The sequence below is a fragment of the Nonlabens sp. MB-3u-79 genome, from assembly GCF_002831625.1.
In the GTDB taxonomy this organism is placed as follows: Bacteria; Bacteroidota; Bacteroidia; order Flavobacteriales; family Flavobacteriaceae; genus Nonlabens.
The window spans coordinates 3,131,826-3,152,112 of the sequence record NZ_CP025116.1 but is presented as its reverse complement, the minus strand read 5'-3'; the positions used below and the strand labels follow the sequence as shown (position 1 = coordinate 3,152,112).

Sequence of the window (20,287 nt, the reverse complement as noted above, 5' to 3'; positions counted from 1 at the left end):
TCTTTACAGAATGGCCTTTTTTTATGCTCTATTTTTGACCTGCGAATGCGGTCTGTTACTCCTTTATTTTACCTGTTTTTAACAGACCTGAAGAGATAGAAAAATTACTTGTTAGTCTTTCTCAATTAGTCTTTGAAAGAGATTTTGAAGTAGTCATTATTGAGGACGGATCTGATTTGAGCTTTGAAATGATGTGTTCTCGATTTCTTTTTTATTTCAAAGGAGGTTCATTCAGTGCTCCTTTCGAGAGAGGTCTAACTAGTTATGTTTCCTCCAATACTTCAATTACCGCCTTTTAAAGTAAGTGTTCTCAATGATAATTGGTTCGCTTTCAATGCAATAAAGAGGTTGTTTGACAATATCTAACTGGAATATCTCCACCTTCTCCTTTCAAACTGGTATTCATGGAAATTTTTCTCAACATTGAAGAATGCCAAATGTAAAATGTATTCTTTTTTTGAAGGAGTAAATTATTTCAATGAAATTCCTTCATTAAATAACCTCTAGATGACAATCTTCTTTAACTCAATTTTATGCATGTTAACGATTAATTAAGATTCATTCTTCCTATGTGAATGATTAGTTTTAATTTAAGCTTTTCTAAAACAATTTTTTAAACAATTATTATGAAACAAATTTACGTTTTTCTCGTTTCGATAATCTGTTTAACTCTCTCCCTTAATGCACAAGCACAGTGTGATTATCAATTAGAGTTGACAGATTTCTTCGGTAACGATTGGGATAGTGGAGCAAATGCTACCGCTAACACAGGTGTTGATGTCACCATTGATGGTGTCACCACAACTTATCTTATTGTAAATCCTAGTCCAACGGCTAATACGCCAGTGACAGAGACTTATACCATAGCGGTAAACAATGGATCAAGCATAGCAGTCGACTACCGTGCTACCAGTCTTCCTGGAGACGGACAGTTTCGACTTGTCGATTCTGAGGCTCTTTTAGTCTATGAAACTCCTATTGCTCAATCATCCATGATGAATATTTTCACAGGAGTGGCATCATGCCCTACCTGTCCCGTAATAACAAATCTTGTTTCTTCAAGCGTTAGTGCAAATGAAGCAGTCTTAAGCTGGACCAATGGAGGTTCTGAAACAGAATGGGAAATAGAATACGGTTTGAGTCCTTATACTGTAGGTTCTGGTGGAGTTATTACTTCAGCTACTACAAATCCATTTACTTTAACTGGATTAAACAGTATTACTACATATGATATATATGTACGAGCGGTATGTGTTCCAGTAACTGATATTAGTAATTCAGTAGGTCCTATCACTTTTACAACGGCAGAATCTTGCCCGTCTCCATCTAACTTTGCACCGGTAACTCAGTCTGCTTTTGAGATTCAATTTATTTGGGATGCCAATGGTAATACAAGTGCTAGCTATGAAGTTAATTACGGTGTTGCTCCTTTTAATCAAGGGGATCCTGGTGGGCTAACTGATTTAGGTTTTACAGCGCCTTTTGCTATTGTAGGTGGTTTAATGTCTGATACGACATATGACTTTTATGTAAGAATTGATTGTGGTATGGGAGACTTAAGTCTATGGGCAGGTCCTTATACGGCAACTACAGCAATTTCATGTCCAGTAACAACTGGATTTCAAGCAGATGTGGTAACAGAGTCTTCTCTTGATGTGTCTTGGACTGCCGGTGGATCAGAGACAGAATGGGAAGTGGAATATGCAGTTGCAGGAACCATAACAACTCCTTTCTCTACTCCAGCGCAAGGAACTGTTACTACTATAATGACAACTCCGTCCACCTCTATAACAGGTTTAACAGATGCTACCGTGTACGATGTTTTTGTAAGAGCGGTATGTGATCCAGTGTTGCCAGATTATAGTTCGGTAACTCAGCTTACGGTAACTACTTTATGTTTGCCATTTACGGCTCCTTATAGTGAAAACTTTGATGCTGGTTTTACTGTAATTTCTACCGGTTTTCCTAATGCTGCTAGTGGATTTTCTAACGAAAATTGTTGGGCAGGAACAGAAAACCAATATAATTGGGTTGCTGCTGGAGCTGGTCTAACTGGATCTACAGGAACTGGACCAAGTCCTTCTATTGCAACAGGTGATTATTTCATTACAGAAGGTTCTTCAGGAGGAACTGGTGATGTAGCTGAGCTTTCTTCTCCTATTATTGATCTTACTCCTTTAACAACTCCAGCTGTGAGTTTTGACTACCATATGTTTGGTGGTGATATGGGTGTTCTTGAGTTAGTTATAAGAGCTGGTGGTACAGATACAACAGTGTTTACTATTTCTGGTCAACAACAGACTACAGAAACGGCACCTTATGAATCTATTATTGTGCCTCTTCCTAGTTTTGCTTCTCAATCTATACAAGTCGTATTTAAAGCGACTAGAGGTGCTGGTTTTGCATCTGATATAGCGGTAGATAACTTAACAATAGCAGAGTCTCCTTCATGTGTTGATCCTTATGCGTTAACTGCTACAGCAGTAACAAGTGATTCAGCTGATTTAGGCTGGAGTGAATTAGGAAGTACGACCAACTGGAATATTGAAGTTGGAGCTCCTGGTTTTGTTGTTGATACGAGTGCTGAGTTGTTTGCATTTGCGGCAACTAGTAATCCTTTTAATGTAACTGGATTATCTGCAGACACTGTTTATGAATTTTATGTACAGTCCGACTGTGGTGTTGATGGAACAAGCAGCTGGGTAGGTCCGTTTGAATTTAGAACACGATGTGCTCCTCTTACGGCACCTTATACAACCGATTATGAGTCAGATCCTTTAGACGGATTGAATAACTGTGACAGTTCTTTAATAGTTACAGGTAGTACCAACTTACTTGTTGAAGTAGAAGACTTGGTTTCTTTATCTGGTTCCCAGCATATTTATATGTATAGTGGTAGTGATGGAGCGGCTGATATTATCTACGTTCTTCCAGAATTCTCTGATCTTTCCTCTGATAAAAGAGTGAAATTCAATGTTTACGATAGAGATAATGGAGGTCTTGAAGTAGGTACGATGACCGATCCTGCAGATTTGACAACTTTTAATTCTATTGCAACATTTGCTGATGCAGATCTGACAGATGATACATATGAAGAGAATACTGTTTACTTTAATACATTAACCACAACTGGTGGGTTTATAGCATTCAAATTTAACCCTGCAGGAACTTTTGATGCGATGTATCTTGATGACATCACTTATGAAGTGTCCCCATCTTGTGCGGAGCCTACTCAATTGTCCTTTGGAGCTCCAGCAGCAACTTCTGTTGATTTTTCATGGGTGAATAATTCTACAGCATCAGAATTCTTAGTAGAATACAGAGCGGTTGGAACTATGGCCTTTACCGCAGTTACTCCTAATCCTACAACTGCTAGTGTTAGCATTTCAGGCTTGACGAGCGCGACAGAGTATGAAGTTTGTGTGACTGCAATATGTGATAGCACAACAAATGATGTTTCTAGCCAGTCTTGTGCAACAGTTACTACTACGCCAGATTATTGTGCGGGTGATGTGTTCTTAGATTCTGGTGGAGCCTCAGGTGACTATCAAAACAATGAAAACACTACTTATAATATATGTCCTGATAATGCTGGAGATGTGGTTTTTGTGAATTTCACATTTAATGAGATGGAAGATTCATTTTCCGGTTGTTTTGATGGGCTTACTATATATGATGGTCCTGATACTACTTTTCCTACTATCAATACACCAGGCGGTGGTACAGAATGGTGTTGGGACGGTACGAGTGGTACTGGAGATTTAACACAAGAATTACTAATAGGGACTTCCACTTCAGGTTGTTTAACATTTGTATTTTCTTCAGACGGTTCAGTGCAAAGAGCAGGATGGTCTGCTAGTGTTACTTGTGCGCCTCCACCAACATGTGACGCACCAGATATGTTAGCCTTAGATGCGGTAACTTCAACTACAGCAGATATTTCATGGGTTGCTGGTGGAACAGAAACAGAATGGGATGTTGAAGTAGGTTTACCTGGCTTTGTTCCTAATACAGGGGCACAAATAGGATCTGTTATAGATGTGTTAACAACTCCTACAACAACAGTTACAGGATTAACAGATGATACATCATATGATTACTGGGTAAGAGCCGTATGTGCTCCTGGTGATGAAAGTATTTATATTGGTCCGTTTACTTTTAGAACACGTTGTTTAGCCACTACAGCTGCTTATTTCACAAACTTTGATGCCGATCCTTTGGATGGTTTGAATAATTGTGATAGCAATATAGTAGTAGGTTCTGGTTCTGGAACGGCACCTCTTGTACGAGTAGATGATTTAATTGCCAACTCAGGTAACCAACATATTTATATGTACAGTGGTTCCACAGGAGCTACTGCAGAGTTGTATTATATCTTACCAGAATTCTCTGATCTAGATGCCACTAAACGAGTTCGTTTCTTTGCTTATGATAGAGATTTAGGTGGACTTGAGGTAGGAACTATGACAGATCCTGCTGATGCAACAACATTTACAGTTGCTCAAACCTTTACAAACGCTGATTTACCAGATGATCAATACGCAGAACAAACGGTTAATTTCTCTGCCTTAACGACTACAGGTGGATGGGTTGCTTTCAGGTTTGTTCCTGCAGGAACTTTTGACGCGATGTACTTAGATGATGTGAATTATGAAGAAATTCCTAGTTGTCCACAACCTAGTGCTGTAACTATAGCAAATTTAGCAGATAGCTCTGTTGAATTGTCATGGACAGTAGGTGGGACAGAAACAGAATGGATTGTAGAATACGGTACTCCTGGATTTACTCCTGGTGGAGCTGGTTCATTAGGAACTAGAACTGGTCTGACCTCTAATACGAGTTACTTGCTAGATATGCTTACTGCTAATACACAATATGAAATAAGAGTATTTGCTGTATGTGCACCTATGGATATCAGTCCTTCTACAAATCCTTTATTAATTAGAACATTCCCTACAGGGCCACAAGGAGTTACTTGTACTACGGGTTCTCCAGCGACTGTTTTTACAGAAAGCTTTGAGAGTGGTGCTATCGGATGGACAGGGACTACCTTCTCTGGTAATGCTGGAGATTGGGATATTACTGCGGGTAATACCAATAGTTTCAATACAGGTCCTTTAGCTTCTTTTGATGCTACTAATCATATGGAGTTTGAAGCATCTGGTGCCAATAACACCCGAGCTTCTGCTATTTCTCCAGCGATCAACCTTTCAACAGGTACTGGAGCAGCAGAATTGAGTTTCTATATGCACGCTTTTGGTGGAGATATGGGTACTTTAGAAGTAGGTGTTTCTACCGCTGCAACAGGTCCTTTTACCAATGTGTTTACATGGAGTGGTGATTTGCAAACGAGTGACATGGACTCATGGGCACCTATTGGTGTTGATCTTACTGCCTACAACGGTCAGGTGATTTATCTTGAATTTGCTAACAGTCATGTTTCAACAGGTTTTGAAGGAGATATGTCTATAGATTTGATTGAAGTTGCCGCTTGTGGTAACTTTTGTCCAGATCCTACCGCGCTTACAGCAACAGGCGTGTCTAGCTCTTCTGCTGACCTTAGTTGGACAGAAAATGGGACTGCTACTACATGGGAATATGAAATAGATGTAGCTGGGTTTACCCAAGGAATGGGAGCTAACGGTATTGTCTCTACAATGGATAATACGACCAACCCTATTACAGGACTTTTATCTGATACCGATTACGAATACTATGTTAGATCTATTTGTAGTCCGACTGAAACTAGTTTATGGATAGGTCCGTTTAGTTTTAGTACTACTCCAGATTATTGTGCGGGTGATTTGTTCCTAGATTCAGGAGGTGCTTCAGGCCAGTATCAAAATAATGAAAACATCACTTACAATATCTGTCCAGATAATCCTGGTGATGTGGTTTATGTAAACTTCACATCTAATGAAATGGAAGATTCATTTGCAGGATGTTTTGATGGTCTTACTATATACGACGGTCCTGATACTACTTTTCCTACAATCAACACTCCTAGTGGTGATACAGAGTGGTGCTGGGACAATGGTTCAGGTACAGGTGATTTGACTTTAGAAAATTTAGTCGGTACCAGTGCTTCTGGATGTTTAACTTTTGTATGGTCCTCAGATGGTTCAGCAGTAAGAGATGGTTGGTCTGCAACGGTAACTTGTGCGCCTCCACCTTCATGTACTGCTCCTTCAGCATTAGCAGTGTCTCAAATTACTAGTTCTACTGCAGATTTGTCATGGACTGAAAGTGGTTCGGCAACGGTATGGCAAGTAGAGGTGCAACCTATTGGAATAGCTCAAGGAACTGCCGGTGCGGTTTATGAAAGCTTGAATGCAACAAATCCAGTTACAGCTACCGGTTTAGTCGCTTCGACGAGTTATGATTATTTTGTTAGAGCCGATTGTGGTGCTGGCGATTTCTCTACTTGGGTTGGTCCGTTTACATTTATTACACCATGTGCTCCTTTTGTAGCTCCTTACGGAACTGCAGGAGGAACTGCTGGAAATGACTTTACAACTTTCGCAGGCGTGTGCTGGGAAGAAGGTAGTAATACAGATATAGTAACTGGTCCTAACGGATTAAACGGTTCTTGGGGAGCTGATGATTTTGGAAATGATACAGCAAATGTATTTGGTCAGGCAGCTCGTGTAAATATCTGGAACAGTGGTGGCGATATGGACTGGTTAGTTTCTCCAGAAATTGATCTAGGTACAAATCCAGGTTCTTCTTTTAGTGTTACATTTGATGTGGCATTGACTGCTTTTGCATCTACAACTACAGATAACTTTGGTAGTGATGATCAAGTTCAATTCTTGATTACTACAGATTCTGGAGTTACTTGGAATAACATCACAACCTATGATGCTGCAGATAGCTTACCAGCTATTGGTCAGCTTGAAACGTTCTCATTAGGAGCTTATTCGGGTGTTGTTAGATTTGCTTTCTGGTCTACTAATGGTACTGTTGCCGATGGTAATGATGTGGACTTCTTCGTAGATAACTTTACGGTAGATGGCACAGTAGGGGTTGATGATATTGATTCTTTTGAATTCAGCTATTATCCTAATCCTACAGATAACTTGGTAAGCTTTAATGGTCAGCAAGTTATTGATGGAATAATTGTAAGAAACCTATTAGGACAGCAATTACTAGTTGCTCAGCCTAATGCGACTTCTTCTAGCATAGACTTATCTCCTTTCCCTTCTGGATTGTATCTTATTGAGGTGTCCTCAGGAGAACAGAGCAGAGTAGTGAAGGTGATTCGAAACTAGAATATAATTCTAATTGATAAAAAGGCCATTCTTTACAGAATGGCCTTTTTTTATTGTCTATTTTTGAAATGTGAATGCAATCCATTACTCCTTTATCATACCTGTTTTTAACAGACCTGAAGAGATAGAAAAATTACTTGTTAGTCTTTCTCAATTAGTCTTTGAAAGAGATTTTGAAGTAGTCATTATTGAGGATGGATCTGATTTGAGCAGTGAGGTGATTTGTTCTCGCTTTCGCGAAAGCTTAACAATCAACTATTTTTACAAGCCTAATTCTGGCCCTGGAGACTCTAGGAATTTTGGTATGAGGCAGGCTGTGGGGGATTATTTTATTATTCTAGATAGTGATTGTATTTTACCTAAACAGTATCTAAAGAATGTGGACACCTATTTGTCTCATCATTATGTAGATTGTTATGGAGGTCCTGATGCGGCTCATGATAGTTTTAGTAGCCTTCAAAAAGCGATTGACTACTCCATGACTTCCTTTCTTACTACTGGAGGAATTAGAGGAGGCAGTGAAAAATTAGGTAAATTTCAACCCAGAAGTTTTAATATGGGATTGAGTAAAAAAGCTTTTGAACAAACGAGTGGCTTTGGAAAAATGCATCCAGGGGAAGATCCAGACCTAACGATCAGGTTGTGGCAACACGGATTTGATACCGTACTGATAAAGGAAGCTTATGTTTATCATGAAAGACGCATCTCTTGGAAGTTATTTTATAGACAAGTAAATAAATTTGGAAAAGTTAGAGTGATTCTTAACAAGTGGCATCCCAGTACTAAGCGCATCACCTACTGGCTTCCTACTTTATTTTGTTTGTTTTTTTTGGCAGCAGTAATTTTATCAATTTCGGGGAATCTTTTGTTTTTAAGTTTATATCTGCTTTATTTCATTATCTTGTTTATCCATTCTTCTATTAAAAACGGAGTGGCTATAGGCTTGAGATCTGTTTTTGCAGCACTAATTCAGTTTTGCGCTTATGGAACAGGGTTTTTAAAATCTTGGATAAAAATTACCATCTTAAAACAGGAAGAGAGAACTGCATTTCCTAAATTATTCTTTAAATAAATGAAATACAAACGCATCATAGGTTTCTTTCTTGTAGTAGTGGTAGTAGCCAGCTTGTGGTTTATATCTAAGTATAAAGATGTTTATAAGGAAGAAGTTATTTTTAATGTCAGTTTTATAAATGTACCTAATAGTGTTACTTTGGATGCTAATTCTAAGCAGCTAAATGTGCCAGTGGAGATAAGTGCTACCGGATTTACCCTTATTTGGGAAAAAATATTCGGACATCAGGTAAAATTGGATTTTAAGGAAAACACCTTTTCACGCAATGATACCTTGTACTTTAACCCTACGAAAAGTGTCAAAAAGATCAAAAGATCCAATACCCTTTCTTATGAAATCTTGAGTGCAGATGATCTGGATATTCCCATCGAGTTTAAAAGATTCAAGTCAAAGAAGGTTCCTGTTGTAAATAAAGTAGCTCTTGATTACACCTTGAATTATCTTGCTGTTAAAGAGCCTTATTTTCAAGTAGACAGTGTTACCATTACTGGTAATGATGTAAAAGTAAATGCGCTTCAGGAGCTTGTTATCACTAGAGATTCAAAACTCCTTATTAAGGACAGCTTAACTACACTAGAAATTGATTTGAAGGAAATTGATCGGGAGTTAAATTTTGAGCCTCCAATACTGAGCTTACGCGTAGAAGCAACCCAAATGACTGAAGGTAAAATAAACATCCCTGTAAGACTTTTAAACGTGCCCGTAGATCAGCAAGTAAAGCTGATACCTGATAATGTGCAAGTTGTTTATTCTACAGCGGTTGCTAACTTTAATCAAATTAAAGCACAAGATATTAGTGTTTTCATAAATTATGAACTTATCGAGCAGTTAAACATAGCTGTCATACCTGAGATAGAAATAAGCAATGATAAAATTATTTCTTATCGCATCAATCCTAAACAAGTACAAGTCTTAACTATTAAATAAATGAAAATAGTAGGTCTGACAGGTGGAATAGGCAGTGGTAAATCTACAGTGGCCCACGAATTTGAAAATTTAGGGATTCCTATTTTTATTGCAGATGATGTTTCTAAAAAATTATTAGCTACAGACCCTCAAGTTATCGAAGCTGTTATTAATTTATTAGGTAAGAATTCTTATGATCGAGAGGACAATGGAATAGTAGTGCCTAATAAAAAATATATTGCTTCCAAGGTGTTTAGCGATAAAACGCTTTTGACATCACTAAATAAAATTATGCATCCCGCAGTTAGGGCTTACTTTAAGGAGTGGATTCTCCAACAAAATTCTCCGTATATTATCTATGAGGCTGCGGTTTTGTTCGAAAGTAACGGTCACCTTTTATGTGATAAGGTTGTTTTAGTAACTGCTGGTATAGAAGAAAGAATAAGAAGGGTTATGGATCGTGATACTGCGAGTAGAGCAGAAGTAGTCTCCAGACTTGGTCATCAATGGTCTGAAGGACAACGACTGGGATTGTCAGATTTTGTCATAGTAAATGAAGATCTTCAACAAATAGCAGCATCTGTATGGAGTATTCATGAAGTTTTGTTAAAATAATAATTACTTCTACGATTTTCACAAAGTTAATATATGGTTAAAGAGTTTTTAACACTTTCTCTATATGTTAGATTTGTCTTGTGCAAAAACGAGTTTTATATTTTCTTATCGGATTAATGAGTGTATCCCTTGCAGGAATTGTAATGGTTCAGATCTACTGGATCATTAATAGTGTAAGCGATAAGGAATATCAATTTTCATTTGCAGTTAAGCAAACACTAGCTTCGGTATCCTCAGAATTAGATAGCCGCGAAGTAGAAAATTTTTACAATGTCCTGGATCAAATAAGAGATAGTTTAGGCGTACAGCCCGATACAAGAACGATTAGTGAGCTGATGCTTATCCAGCGCAATCAAAATCAAGAGGAAGCTTCTACGTACAGCAATAGCTTGCTTAATGAAAATTACAAGCTCAACCCTCAGTTATTGGACCTTGAGTTAGACAGTATAACCTTCAATAAGCTACTGAGTAAAAAAAGTGTATTGGATACAGAGGTCAATCCTGAAAGAAAGAAAAAGACCTTTCAAGAGCTTTCGCAGCTGGATAAATACGCTAGAAAAGTTGATGAAGAGTTGATCAGCAACTACAATAGTCTATTACCTATTTCTCAACGTATCTCCAAAGAGGAGCTACAACAAATCATACGAGAAGAATTACAAAATAGACCTATAGAAGCAGATTTTGAATTTGCGATTTATCAAGACGGGTTTGCTACACGAGTTCAATCTGATGATTTTGACTTTTTAGCAGAGGCGACTTGGGGCTATCCTATTTATAAAAACAGCAATTTAGAGACAGAACCTTATTTGCTATACTTAAATATGCCTGATAGAAAGAAGTACATACTTTCTTCTGTAGCTGGAATGGCTTTATTATCATTGATGTTTACCACTGTTATCGTAGTCGCTTATTCCAATGCTATAAAGCAAATTTTTAAACAGCGTCAAATCTCTCAGATCAAGACAGATTTTATCAATAACATGACTCATGAGTTTAAGACGCCTATTGCTACTATAAATCTTGCTTTGGATTCTTTAAAGCATCCTAAAATATCATCAGATCCAGATAAAGTTTCTAATTACCTGAGAATGATTAGAGAAGAAAACAAGCGTATGCACAGTCAGGTAGAAAACGTACTGAGGATTTCAAAACTAGAGAGAGACGATCTCAATATAGATAAAGAACCATTGGATATGGATGAGATTATTGAGGATAGTATTTCTCACATCCAGCTTATATTAGAAGAAAAAGGTGGCGTAATTAAAACTCATTTAGGAGCCCTTAGAACAGAGGTTCTTGTCAACGAGAGTCATATTACCAATGTAGTAGTAAATGTTCTTGAGAACGCTATAAAATACACAGAAGGCGCACCTGTAATCGATGTGTTTACAGAAAATATAAAAGACAAGCTGGTTATCAAAGTGCGCGACCAAGGAATAGGAATGAGCAAACAAGCGCAGCGCAAGATCTTTCAAAAATTCTTTAGGGAGCATACGGGTGATATACACAACGTAAAAGGCCATGGATTAGGGCTGGCTTACGCAAAAAGAATTTTAGACGATTGCCACGGTGAAATACACGTAGATAGTATCAAAGGAAAAGGCAGTACCTTTAGTATTCATCTGCCTATAATAACATAAATTTAAATTAATTACTTATGGAAACTGAAAACAAAAAAATACTCTTAGTAGAGGACGACCCGAATTTCGGAACAGTATTGAAAGATTACCTTTTAATGAATGACTTTGATGTCACTCATGCAAAAAACGGTATGGAAGGCTTTGAGAAATTCAAAAAGGATAATTATGATCTTTGTATTCTAGATGTTATGATGCCTTATAAGGACGGGTTTACTCTAGCAAAAGAGATCAGAGAAAAAAATGAAGAAGTGCCTATTATTTTCTTAACGGCTAAGGCGATGAAAGAAGATGTATTAAGAGGTTATAAAGTAGGAGCAGATGACTACTTAAACAAGCCCTTTGATAGTGAGGTTCTTCTTATGAAGATCAGAGCAATCATGCAACGTAAAGGTCAAGACAGTGTCGCTGACTCTAAGGAATTTGAATTCCAGATAGGAAACTTTCACCTAAATTCTAAGCTTAGATTTCTTTCTGTAAGTGATAAAGAACCTATCAAACTTTCTCCTAAAGAAAATGAATTGCTGCGTTTACTAGCCTTGCATCTCAACGATTTAATGCCTCGTGAATTAGCACTTACAAAAATCTGGAGAGATGATAATTATTTCACATCCAGATCAATGGACGTTTACATAGCAAAGTTGCGTAAATATCTTAAAGAAGATGATAATGTAGAAATCGTTAACATTCACGGAGAAGGATTCCGACTGTTAGTTAAGGATCAAGTAGATTATTAAATAGTTATACATCCATAAGTTTTTCACTCACTCGCTGTACTATTTCTGTATGGTGAGTTTTGTGGTGATACCAAGTAACGCTCTCGTCTTTGCGGTACCACGTAAGCTGTCGTTTTGCAAATCGACGTGTATTGCGTTTTATAAGTCTTACGGCTTCTGTAAAATCGCATGTCCCTGCAAAATATGCAAAGAGTTCTTTATAGCCTACGGTCTGTAATGCGTTTAATTCTTTGTGGTCTTTGAGTTGTTCGGCTTCTTTTTCAAGACCTCTTTCTAGCATGAGGTCCACACGGTGGTTGATGCGGTTATAAAGATCTTCACGATCAGCTTCAAGCCCTATTTTAAGGATATTAAAGTTTCTTTCTTGGGCTTTTCCAGTTCTTAATTCACTCATCTTTTTACCGCTTGCGCGAAAAATACCTATAGCTCTTAACAGTCTGTGAGCATTGTGAATGTCTACCGTGTTAAAATATTCGGGATCGTTTTTTTTCAATTCTTCTTGTAGCCAAAAAATACCTTTTACTTCAAATTCCTCCTTTAATTCTCCTTGAATTTCTAGGGGTACGTCTGGAAGCACATCAAGGCCATGGGTCACTGCTTTTTCATATAGCGCACTTCCTCCTACCATAACCACAAGGTCATTCTTTTTAAAAAGCTCTGGCAATTTTCCCATTACATCTCGTTCAAAATCCCCCACAGAATAGTCTTCGTGAATGCTTCTATCTTGAATAAAGTAATGTGGTGCAGCCTCTAGCTCTTCCTTTTCTGGAACAGCTGTGCCAATAGTCATTTCCTTGTAAAATTGTCTGGAATCAGAGGAGATAATGGAAGTGTTATAAGCTTTCGCGAAAGCGATGCTTAAAGCAGTTTTGCCTATACCAGTAGGCCCAACAATACATAAAAGAGTCTTCTTATTCATCTAAGGAATATCCACAGTTATGACAAAAGTGAGAACCGTCTTGATGTTTTTCTGAATGACAATTTTGACAAGTTTGTGTGTTGACTTGTCGGGGATTAGGATCTTGTGCAGAGGCGTCCTTAGCCTTTTTATTTTGAGAGTATTCGACACTAACGATTCCTGTTGGAACGGCTATTATTCCATAACCCAGGATCATAATTATAGTAGCTAGAAACTGTCCTAAAGGCGTTACAGGAGCAATATCTCCAAAACCTACGGTAGTCAGTGTGACAATACACCAGTAAATAGATGTTGGGATACTTACAAAACCACTTTCTGGACCTTCTACCAGGTACATTACTGTGCCCATGATAATGGAAACGACCAAAACTGCAAATAGGAAAACAGCAATTTTAGGACCGCTAGATTTAAGAGCTTTAGTCAGTTTATCTGCCTCACCTACATAACGTGTGATTTTTAATATCCTAAAGATTCTAAGTAATCTTAAAGACCTTACAGCTAACAATGCATTGAGACCGCCGAAGAAAAAGGTGAGATACAAGGGTATGGTGGATAAGAGGTCGATTATACCGTAAAAGCTAAAAATATATTTAGAAGGTTTATTAATCGATATGATTCTCAGGGCGTATTCTATGGTAAAAAAGATGGTTATGATCCACTCTGCAAGAATAAATTCCTCGGCATATTTTGCTCCTAAACTCGGCACACTTTCCATCATTACTAGTATCAGACTGATGATGATGATGATTAAAAGAACAATATCAAAGAGCTTACCAGTAGGCGTGTCTGCCTCATAAATAATTTCATGAACTTTACGCCTCCATTTACTGGAAATATGCTTTTGTTCTATAGCCATTTATTCTTTGTGCTTCGGGAATTTAGTAGGGTTTACTTCATGCATTATTTCATACACTTTATCAAAAATATCATCTGCACTAGGTTTAGAAAAATAATCTCCATCAGTTCCATAAGCAGGCCTGTGAGGCTGTGCAGAAAGACACTGTGGTTTGCTATCTAGATAAGGCCATGCATGTTGGGTGTCTACAATTTTTTGTAAAATATAAGCACTTCCTCCACCAGGTACATCCTCATCTATGACAAGCAGTCTATTGGTCTTTTTAACGCTTTCTAGTATTTCATGATCTAAATCAAAAGGTAAAAGTGACTGAACATCAATAATTTCTACGCTTATTCCAACTCGTTCTAATTCAGTAGCGGCCATATCTACAAGTCTCAGGGTAGAGCCATAAGATACTAGCGTTATATCTGTTCCTTCTTTTAAGGTTTCGATTTTTCCTAATGCCGTTCTAAATTCCCCAAGGTTTGCGGGTAATTTTTCTTTTAGTCTATAACCGTTTAAACATTCTACAATCAGCGCTGGTTCGTCGCTTGCCATTAGGGTGTTGTAAAACCCTGCCGCTTGTGTCATATTTCTAGGTACGAGCACGTGTATACCTCTTACAAGATTAATGATTCCGCCCATTGGAGAACCACTATGCCATATTCCTTCTAGTCTGTGACCTCTTGTTCTAATAATCAGAGGAGCTTTTTGTTTTCCCGCGCTACGGTATTGAAGGGTTGCTAGATCATCACTCATTACTTGCAAGCAATAAAGTAAATAGTCCAAGTATTGAATCTCTGCAATAGGGCGTAATCCTCTCATGGCCAGACCTATACCTTGACCTAATATAGTAGCTTCTCTAATTCCTGTGTCAGAAACTCTTATCTCGCCATACTTTTCCTGCATGCCTTCAAGGCCTTGGTTGACATCACCTATTTTTCCAGCATCTTCACCAAACACCATGATCTCTGGATGAGCTGCAAATAAAGCGTCAAAGTTATCACGCATTATAAGTCGTGCATCTACTTCTTCACTTGTGTCGTCATATATAGGGGCAACGGCAGCTATATTTATAGCGGCGTTTTTAGATTCGCTAAATAATAGACTGCTGAATTTTTGTTGGTTTTTTGCCTTATTTTTAATAAGCCATTGGTGCAGTGCGGTAATAGAAGCATGGTTCTCTTTAAGGGTAAGTCTTAAAGTTTTTCTCACAGCCTCTAAAATATCCTTGCGGTACAGCTCATTTTCTTTCTCCAATTTTGAGGCAAGGGGTTTTATAAAAACACCGTTTTCGGATACTGCTGCAACCGCATTGATGAGTCCAATAGCCTCATTACGTTCTTCAAGGATAGGGTTCAAGTAAGCATTCCATGCCGCTTTTTTCCCTTCTCTTACTTCTTTTTTTATAACTTTTTCTATTTCAGAAAGTTCTTCTTCTTTAGCAAAGTCGTTTTCGATCAACCATTTTCTAAATTGAATATTACAGTCATACTCCCGTTCCCAATTAAGACGGTCTTCATCTTTATATCGTTCATGAGAACCACTTGTACTGTGTCCTTGTGGTTGTGTAAGTTCTTCCACGTGAATTAAAACAGGCACGTGTTCTTCCCTAGCAATTTTATTGGCTTTTTCATAAGCCTCCACCAGGGCAACATAGTCCCAACCTTTAACCACAATGATTTCATAACCATCGTGTTCTTCATCCCTTTGAAAACCAGCTTGAATTTTACTGATACTTTCCTTAGTAGTCTGGTGTCTGGCATGGACAGAAATACCGTAATCATCATCCCAAACACTAATGACCATAGGTACTTGAAGTACACCTGCAGCGTTGAAAGTTTCCCAGAAATGACCTTCGCTTGTACTGGCATTACCTATTGTTCCCCAAGCAACTTCATTTCCTTTGTTAGAGAAACCGTTATCATTTGCAATAAGGTCGTTGTGTCTGTATACTTTAGATGCTTGTGCAAGACCTAATAATCTAGGCATTTGTCCAGCGGTAGGAGAGATGTCTGCACTTGAGTTTTTCTGATCTATCAATCTTTTCCAGGTGCCATCTTCATTTAAACTGTGTGTAGAAAAATGACCACCCATTTGACGGCCGGCACTCATAGGCTCATCCTTAATGTCGCTTGTACCGTAGAGTCCTGCAAAAAACTGCTGTATAGTAAGTTCTCCTATGGCCATCATGAACGTCTGGTCGCGATAATAACCACTTCTAAAATCTCCATTTTCAAAGGATCTTGCCCAGGCTAATTGAGGTAGCTCTTTCCCGTCTCCGAAAATTCCGAATTTTGCTTTACCGGTAAGAACTTCACGTCGCCCTAACAGACTACATTCTCTACTGGTAACAGCGATTTTGTAATCTTTAATAAGTTCTTCTTTAAAGTCTTCTTTACCTAGTTGTTGAGATTCTTTTACTGAGTTTTGCATTACTTTTTCCATTATCGCAAAGATACGTTTTTAAGCTGCGAGTTGCAAAGGCAAAGCTAGTACCAACGCCTGGTAAAAAGTTTTACAAAAGTGTTAATATCTAGAGTTACTATAAAACGTATTTTTTCATCGTAATTATCTTGCGCTATTTCCCAGCCATTATTGCTGTATATAGGGAAGTAGAATTCAAAATAATCCTGTAAAAAGTTCAATCTTATACCAGAATCATAAACAAATTTTGCGTCGCGACCTTTGTTTTTTACAAAGCCTATATCTCCATAAGCATGAATGTAATTCCATAAACTGTAGGAAGCGTTTGCCGTTGTAATCCATTCATTTGCAAAAGCAGGCTCTAGTTGGGATTTAAAACCTCCTTCGGCAACGACTAACTGTTGTGAAAAAAGACCACTGTCTTCTGATCTGCCGTAATAATTATAATCAAATAAATAATCTGTAGGACGATCCAAGGCAAAGGAAAAAAAGTCACCACTCGCCTGAGAACTGTTCGTTAGAAATACACCGCCAAAAACTCTGAAATCTAGCTGTCTGTTATCCTTAAATAATTTGCGCCATCGCAGTCTATAGGTGGCTTTTGTAAAGTTGCTTGATATTTCAGTACCTATATTGTAATTAAAAAGGCGTTTGAGATTATCATCAGATTGCGAGTAATTTATAGAAAACACATTATAGTCGGGTTCATTCACAGCGTTTAATGGATCACGGTCGCGATCTACATATGTATTTCTAAAGCTAAGACTTTGCCTTTTGTTTTTGCGCAAGTCTTCAGGTCTGTAATTAAATTGCAGCCAGCCACTGGCACGACGGTACAATAAGTCGTCAGCATAGGAAAACGTGTTGGCACTTGCTCCATACCTCACTTCATATAAACGTTCGTCGCGGTTCTGGACGGGATAGGCATATCCTAAACTTATAGAGCCTACCAGTCTATTAGAATTAGTCCCATAGCCTGGTTTGATACTGTAACGTAAAGGTTTAGGAAGTAAATTGCCATTGTAAAAACGGGTTCCCAATGTAAGACCATCATAAATATTAAACTCTATGTCGGGCATTAAAAATATCTGGGATCTCTCCGGGTCTTCCACATCCTTGAATAACCTAAATTCTAAAGGTCTGTTTAAAGAAGGAAACCCTTTTAATGTTTTATAATTATCACGCGGATTAAACTCTGCAATTAGTTGTTCATAGTTAATGGCTATTCTATCTGCACGCTTTCGCGGAAGCGAGATCAAACTGTCTTCCTTGATCCCTTCTATCCATTTCTTAGTAATAATACTGTCGTTATCTAGTAGGTAGACGGGGACCGGGATCTTGAGTTGTGATTTATTTTTCACTCTAAAGAAGACGGAATCTTCTGTCTTTTTAACTTGATTAATTTTCCAGTCCAGCCTTTTATGAGTAGTGATATAATCATCAAAAAACCAGTCTGTATTTTTTTGGGCATTTTTATCGAGTATTTTTCTGAAAACGGAAGCGTTCGTAATTCGTTGTTGGTTTTCTAAATAAAAGGTCCTAATCGATTTTTCCAGACTGTCATCTCCTAAATAATCGTTTAAAAAGCGCAGTCCTATAGCCGCCTTAAAAGGCATCCCTAATTGTTGGTTGTATTTAACGAGTTGATCTGCCGGGGTATTAATGGCTTCGTCGAGATTAAGTCTAGCGCTGTTTAAATATAATAAAGGATAGCTTTCATTAAACTTAAGCTGGGAGACATTAAAGCCTCTTACTCCCCATACTTCACTCAGTTTACCGCTTATTTTTAAGTCAGGATAATACAACTGCTGGTATTCCATCATTAAATAAATCATGATAGATTGTTTTACCCAGGCTTCCTCTCTTGGGTTTACGTGAATACCTCTTTCTATCCATTTACGAGATAAGGTCTTCAACATTTTTATCTCGTAAGTAAAACCAGCTGGAAACGGATTGATAAAACTAGGTAAAGAGCTCAATCCATAAACAGGATTTTCACGGTAGTATCGGTCAGAAACCAATAGATCTTTTTGAGGAAAACGTCCTAATCTACTTTGTAAAAAACTAGCGATTCTATCGTTAAAAATGACTTTCAATTCTAGCGGTACATCCAGATCTTCTATATCGGTAATCACATTAATTCCAGGAACGCTATAGGTTTTAAAGGTATCGGTATTACGCAAGATGTGCACTACAGCGGCATCCAGTTGTTCTCCTGTAAATAAATAGCTGTTGCGCTGGCTCTGTTTTGTTTCTAATCCTGTTGTTAAACTGCTTATGGCACGATGGGTCACTGGTAAATGAAGAGAGATGGAAAAATCCATAGGAGCTCCATAAAAATCGTCTAAATCTTTGTGTGAATAATACTCCCATTTTCCATCAATAAAAGGCGCAGGATGCAAATACCAATACTTTAAAGAATACTCCCCGATGGAGTTTTTACCATAACCGGTAAAGTTGTCCTCTGGGATCTTAACTACGTAGTTCATTTCCAGTTGTCGAGTTGCTCCAGGTGGTAAAGGCTCTTTAAGATAAAGCTTGATAATATCCTGCTGTCCTTTCACTCGTTCGAGTCTGTAATTAGTGTTAAGGCTATCTGTTGCTGTAAACGTAGTACTGCCTCTATCCTCATCAATGGCAAACTGAAATCTATTCTTAAAATCTTCGGCAAAGCGCGTAGCTAGCGGTGTCTGGTTGGAAGAAAACGCATTGGCCCAATCCAGCAGTATGATATGATCCCAAGAGGCATCACTGTTGTTATAAATTTCTAGTTTTTGTTCTATTCTAAGAATATCCTTATCGCTGTCTAAGAAAGCAATGATTTGTGTTTTGTGCTGCGCATACAAGGCGCTGGAAAATAAAAGCAATAAGAGCGTGAGCTTTTTAATCATTGATTATAAGATTTGCTTTTGCTGGGATAGGGGGTAATTAATAGTCAAAAAAGCTTCATTTTACGTTTTGGCGAAAGGACAAAGTTTTGTGTCTAAGGATAACACAAAATGCAGCTTTATATTTCAATTTTTTAAAAATTAGGACTCAAACTGTATTTAGCATAGAATTCGTTTATAATATCTACAGCTTCATCACTGGTGTCTACTACGTGTAATAAATCAATATCGCCAGGACTTACCGTATGAAATTGATGATCTAAGGTACTGTTGATCCAGGCTAGTAATCCGCTCCAAAACTGAGTACCGACAAGGATGATAGGAAATTTAGCTATTTTATTAGTTTGAATAAGAGTGATCGCTTCAAACAACTCGTCCAGTGTTCCAAACCCTCCTGGCATCACTACAAATCCCTGAGAATACTTGACAAACATTACTTTACGTGCAAAAAAGTAATCAAAATCAAGACTCTTATCACTGTCTATATAAGGGTTGTCATGTTGTTCAAAGGGCAATGCGATATTTAATCCTACAGAAGTCCCACCAGCAAGGTGCGCTCCTTTGTTACCCGCTTCCATAACACCAGGTCCACCGCCGGTAATCACACCGTAACCATTTTCTACAATTTTTCCAGCTATTTCTGTAGCTAGTTGATAGTATTCATTATCTGGTTTTAATCGGGCACTACCGAATATAGAAACACAAGGGCCTATGCGGCTCATGCGTTCAAATCCCATTACAAATTCAGATAAAATCTTAAAGGTCGCCCAGCTATCGTTGGTTTTTAAATCGTTCCAACCCTTTTCTCCTACTTCTTTTCTCATTTCAATTCTTTAAGTTTAACTGGTAATTTCAAAAATCTATAATCTGGTTGTCAGACTAACAAACATACTGACAAAGCATTAATAATTAATGAGTTTATTTGATTTTTAATTAATAATTGTAACCCAAAATGTGTATTATTTCTTTAATTA

The 20,287-nt window shown here is 37.8% G+C and carries 12 protein-coding genes; 7 read left to right on the top strand and 5 right to left on the bottom strand.

What is annotated here, in order from left to right; genetic code table 11:
• The first annotated feature begins 65 nt into the window (after positions 1-65).
• The 7 genes from CW736_RS14380 (at position 66) to CW736_RS13825 (ending at position 12,241) form a co-directional block, all read left to right on the top strand.
• The gene (locus CW736_RS14380; RefSeq protein ID WP_410503955.1) at positions 66-299 is read left to right on the top strand and encodes a glycosyltransferase family A protein; all 234 of its coding nucleotides are present in this window, start codon (positions 66-68) and stop codon (positions 297-299) included.
• Between the two features lie 327 nt (positions 300-626).
• On the top strand, positions 627-7,271 hold the full coding sequence (locus CW736_RS13850) for a fibronectin type III domain-containing protein (protein ID WP_101014942.1): 6,645 nt from the start codon (positions 627-629) through the stop codon (positions 7,269-7,271).
• Between the two features lie 79 nt (positions 7,272-7,350).
• Positions 7,351-8,343: a glycosyltransferase gene (locus CW736_RS13845; RefSeq protein ID WP_101015148.1), complete on the top strand. Its 993-nt coding sequence runs from the start codon at positions 7,351-7,353 to the stop codon at positions 8,341-8,343.
• The gene (locus tag CW736_RS13840; protein ID WP_101014941.1) at positions 8,344-9,273 is read left to right on the top strand and encodes a hypothetical protein; all 930 of its coding nucleotides are present in this window, start codon (positions 8,344-8,346) and stop codon (positions 9,271-9,273) included.
• Entirely contained in the window at positions 9,274-9,867 is a 594-nt protein-coding gene (gene coaE, locus CW736_RS13835) for a dephospho-CoA kinase (protein ID WP_101014940.1), read from the top strand.
• 116 nt (positions 9,868-9,983) lie between these two features.
• Positions 9,984-11,507, top strand: a complete 1,524-nt coding sequence (locus CW736_RS13830; RefSeq protein WP_101014939.1) for a sensor histidine kinase — start codon at positions 9,984-9,986, stop codon at positions 11,505-11,507.
• A gap of 17 nt (positions 11,508-11,524) precedes the next feature.
• Positions 11,525-12,241: a response regulator transcription factor gene (locus CW736_RS13825; protein ID WP_101014938.1), complete on the top strand. Its 717-nt coding sequence runs from the start codon at positions 11,525-11,527 to the stop codon at positions 12,239-12,241.
• Positions 12,242-12,245: 4 nt separating this feature from the next.
• On the opposite strand, the gene miaA is transcribed toward CW736_RS13825, so the two are convergent.
• The 5 genes from miaA to CW736_RS13800 form a co-directional block, all read right to left on the bottom strand.
• Positions 12,246-13,160, bottom strand: a complete 915-nt coding sequence (gene miaA, locus CW736_RS13820) for a tRNA (adenosine(37)-N6)-dimethylallyltransferase MiaA (RefSeq protein WP_101014937.1) — start codon at positions 13,158-13,160, stop codon at positions 12,246-12,248.
• On the bottom strand, positions 13,153-14,016 hold the full coding sequence (locus CW736_RS13815) for an ion transporter (protein ID WP_101014936.1): 864 nt from the start codon (positions 14,014-14,016) through the stop codon (positions 13,153-13,155). Before CW736_RS13815 ends, miaA begins: the two co-directional genes overlap by 8 nt.
• A complete protein-coding gene (locus CW736_RS13810; RefSeq protein ID WP_101015147.1) occupies positions 14,017-16,434 on the bottom strand; it encodes a thiamine pyrophosphate-dependent enzyme in 2,418 nt (805 codons plus the stop codon). It lies immediately after the preceding gene.
• 56 nt (positions 16,435-16,490) lie between these two features.
• Positions 16,491-19,316 carry an aminopeptidase gene (locus tag CW736_RS13805; protein WP_101014935.1) on the bottom strand — a complete coding sequence of 942 codons (2,826 nt, stop codon included), beginning with the start codon at positions 19,314-19,316 and terminating at the stop codon, positions 16,491-16,493.
• Positions 19,317-19,447: 131 nt separating this feature from the next.
• The gene (locus tag CW736_RS13800; RefSeq protein ID WP_101014934.1) at positions 19,448-20,137 is read right to left on the bottom strand and encodes a TIGR00730 family Rossman fold protein; all 690 of its coding nucleotides are present in this window, start codon (positions 20,135-20,137) and stop codon (positions 19,448-19,450) included.
• Positions 20,138-20,287 lie beyond the last annotated feature (150 nt).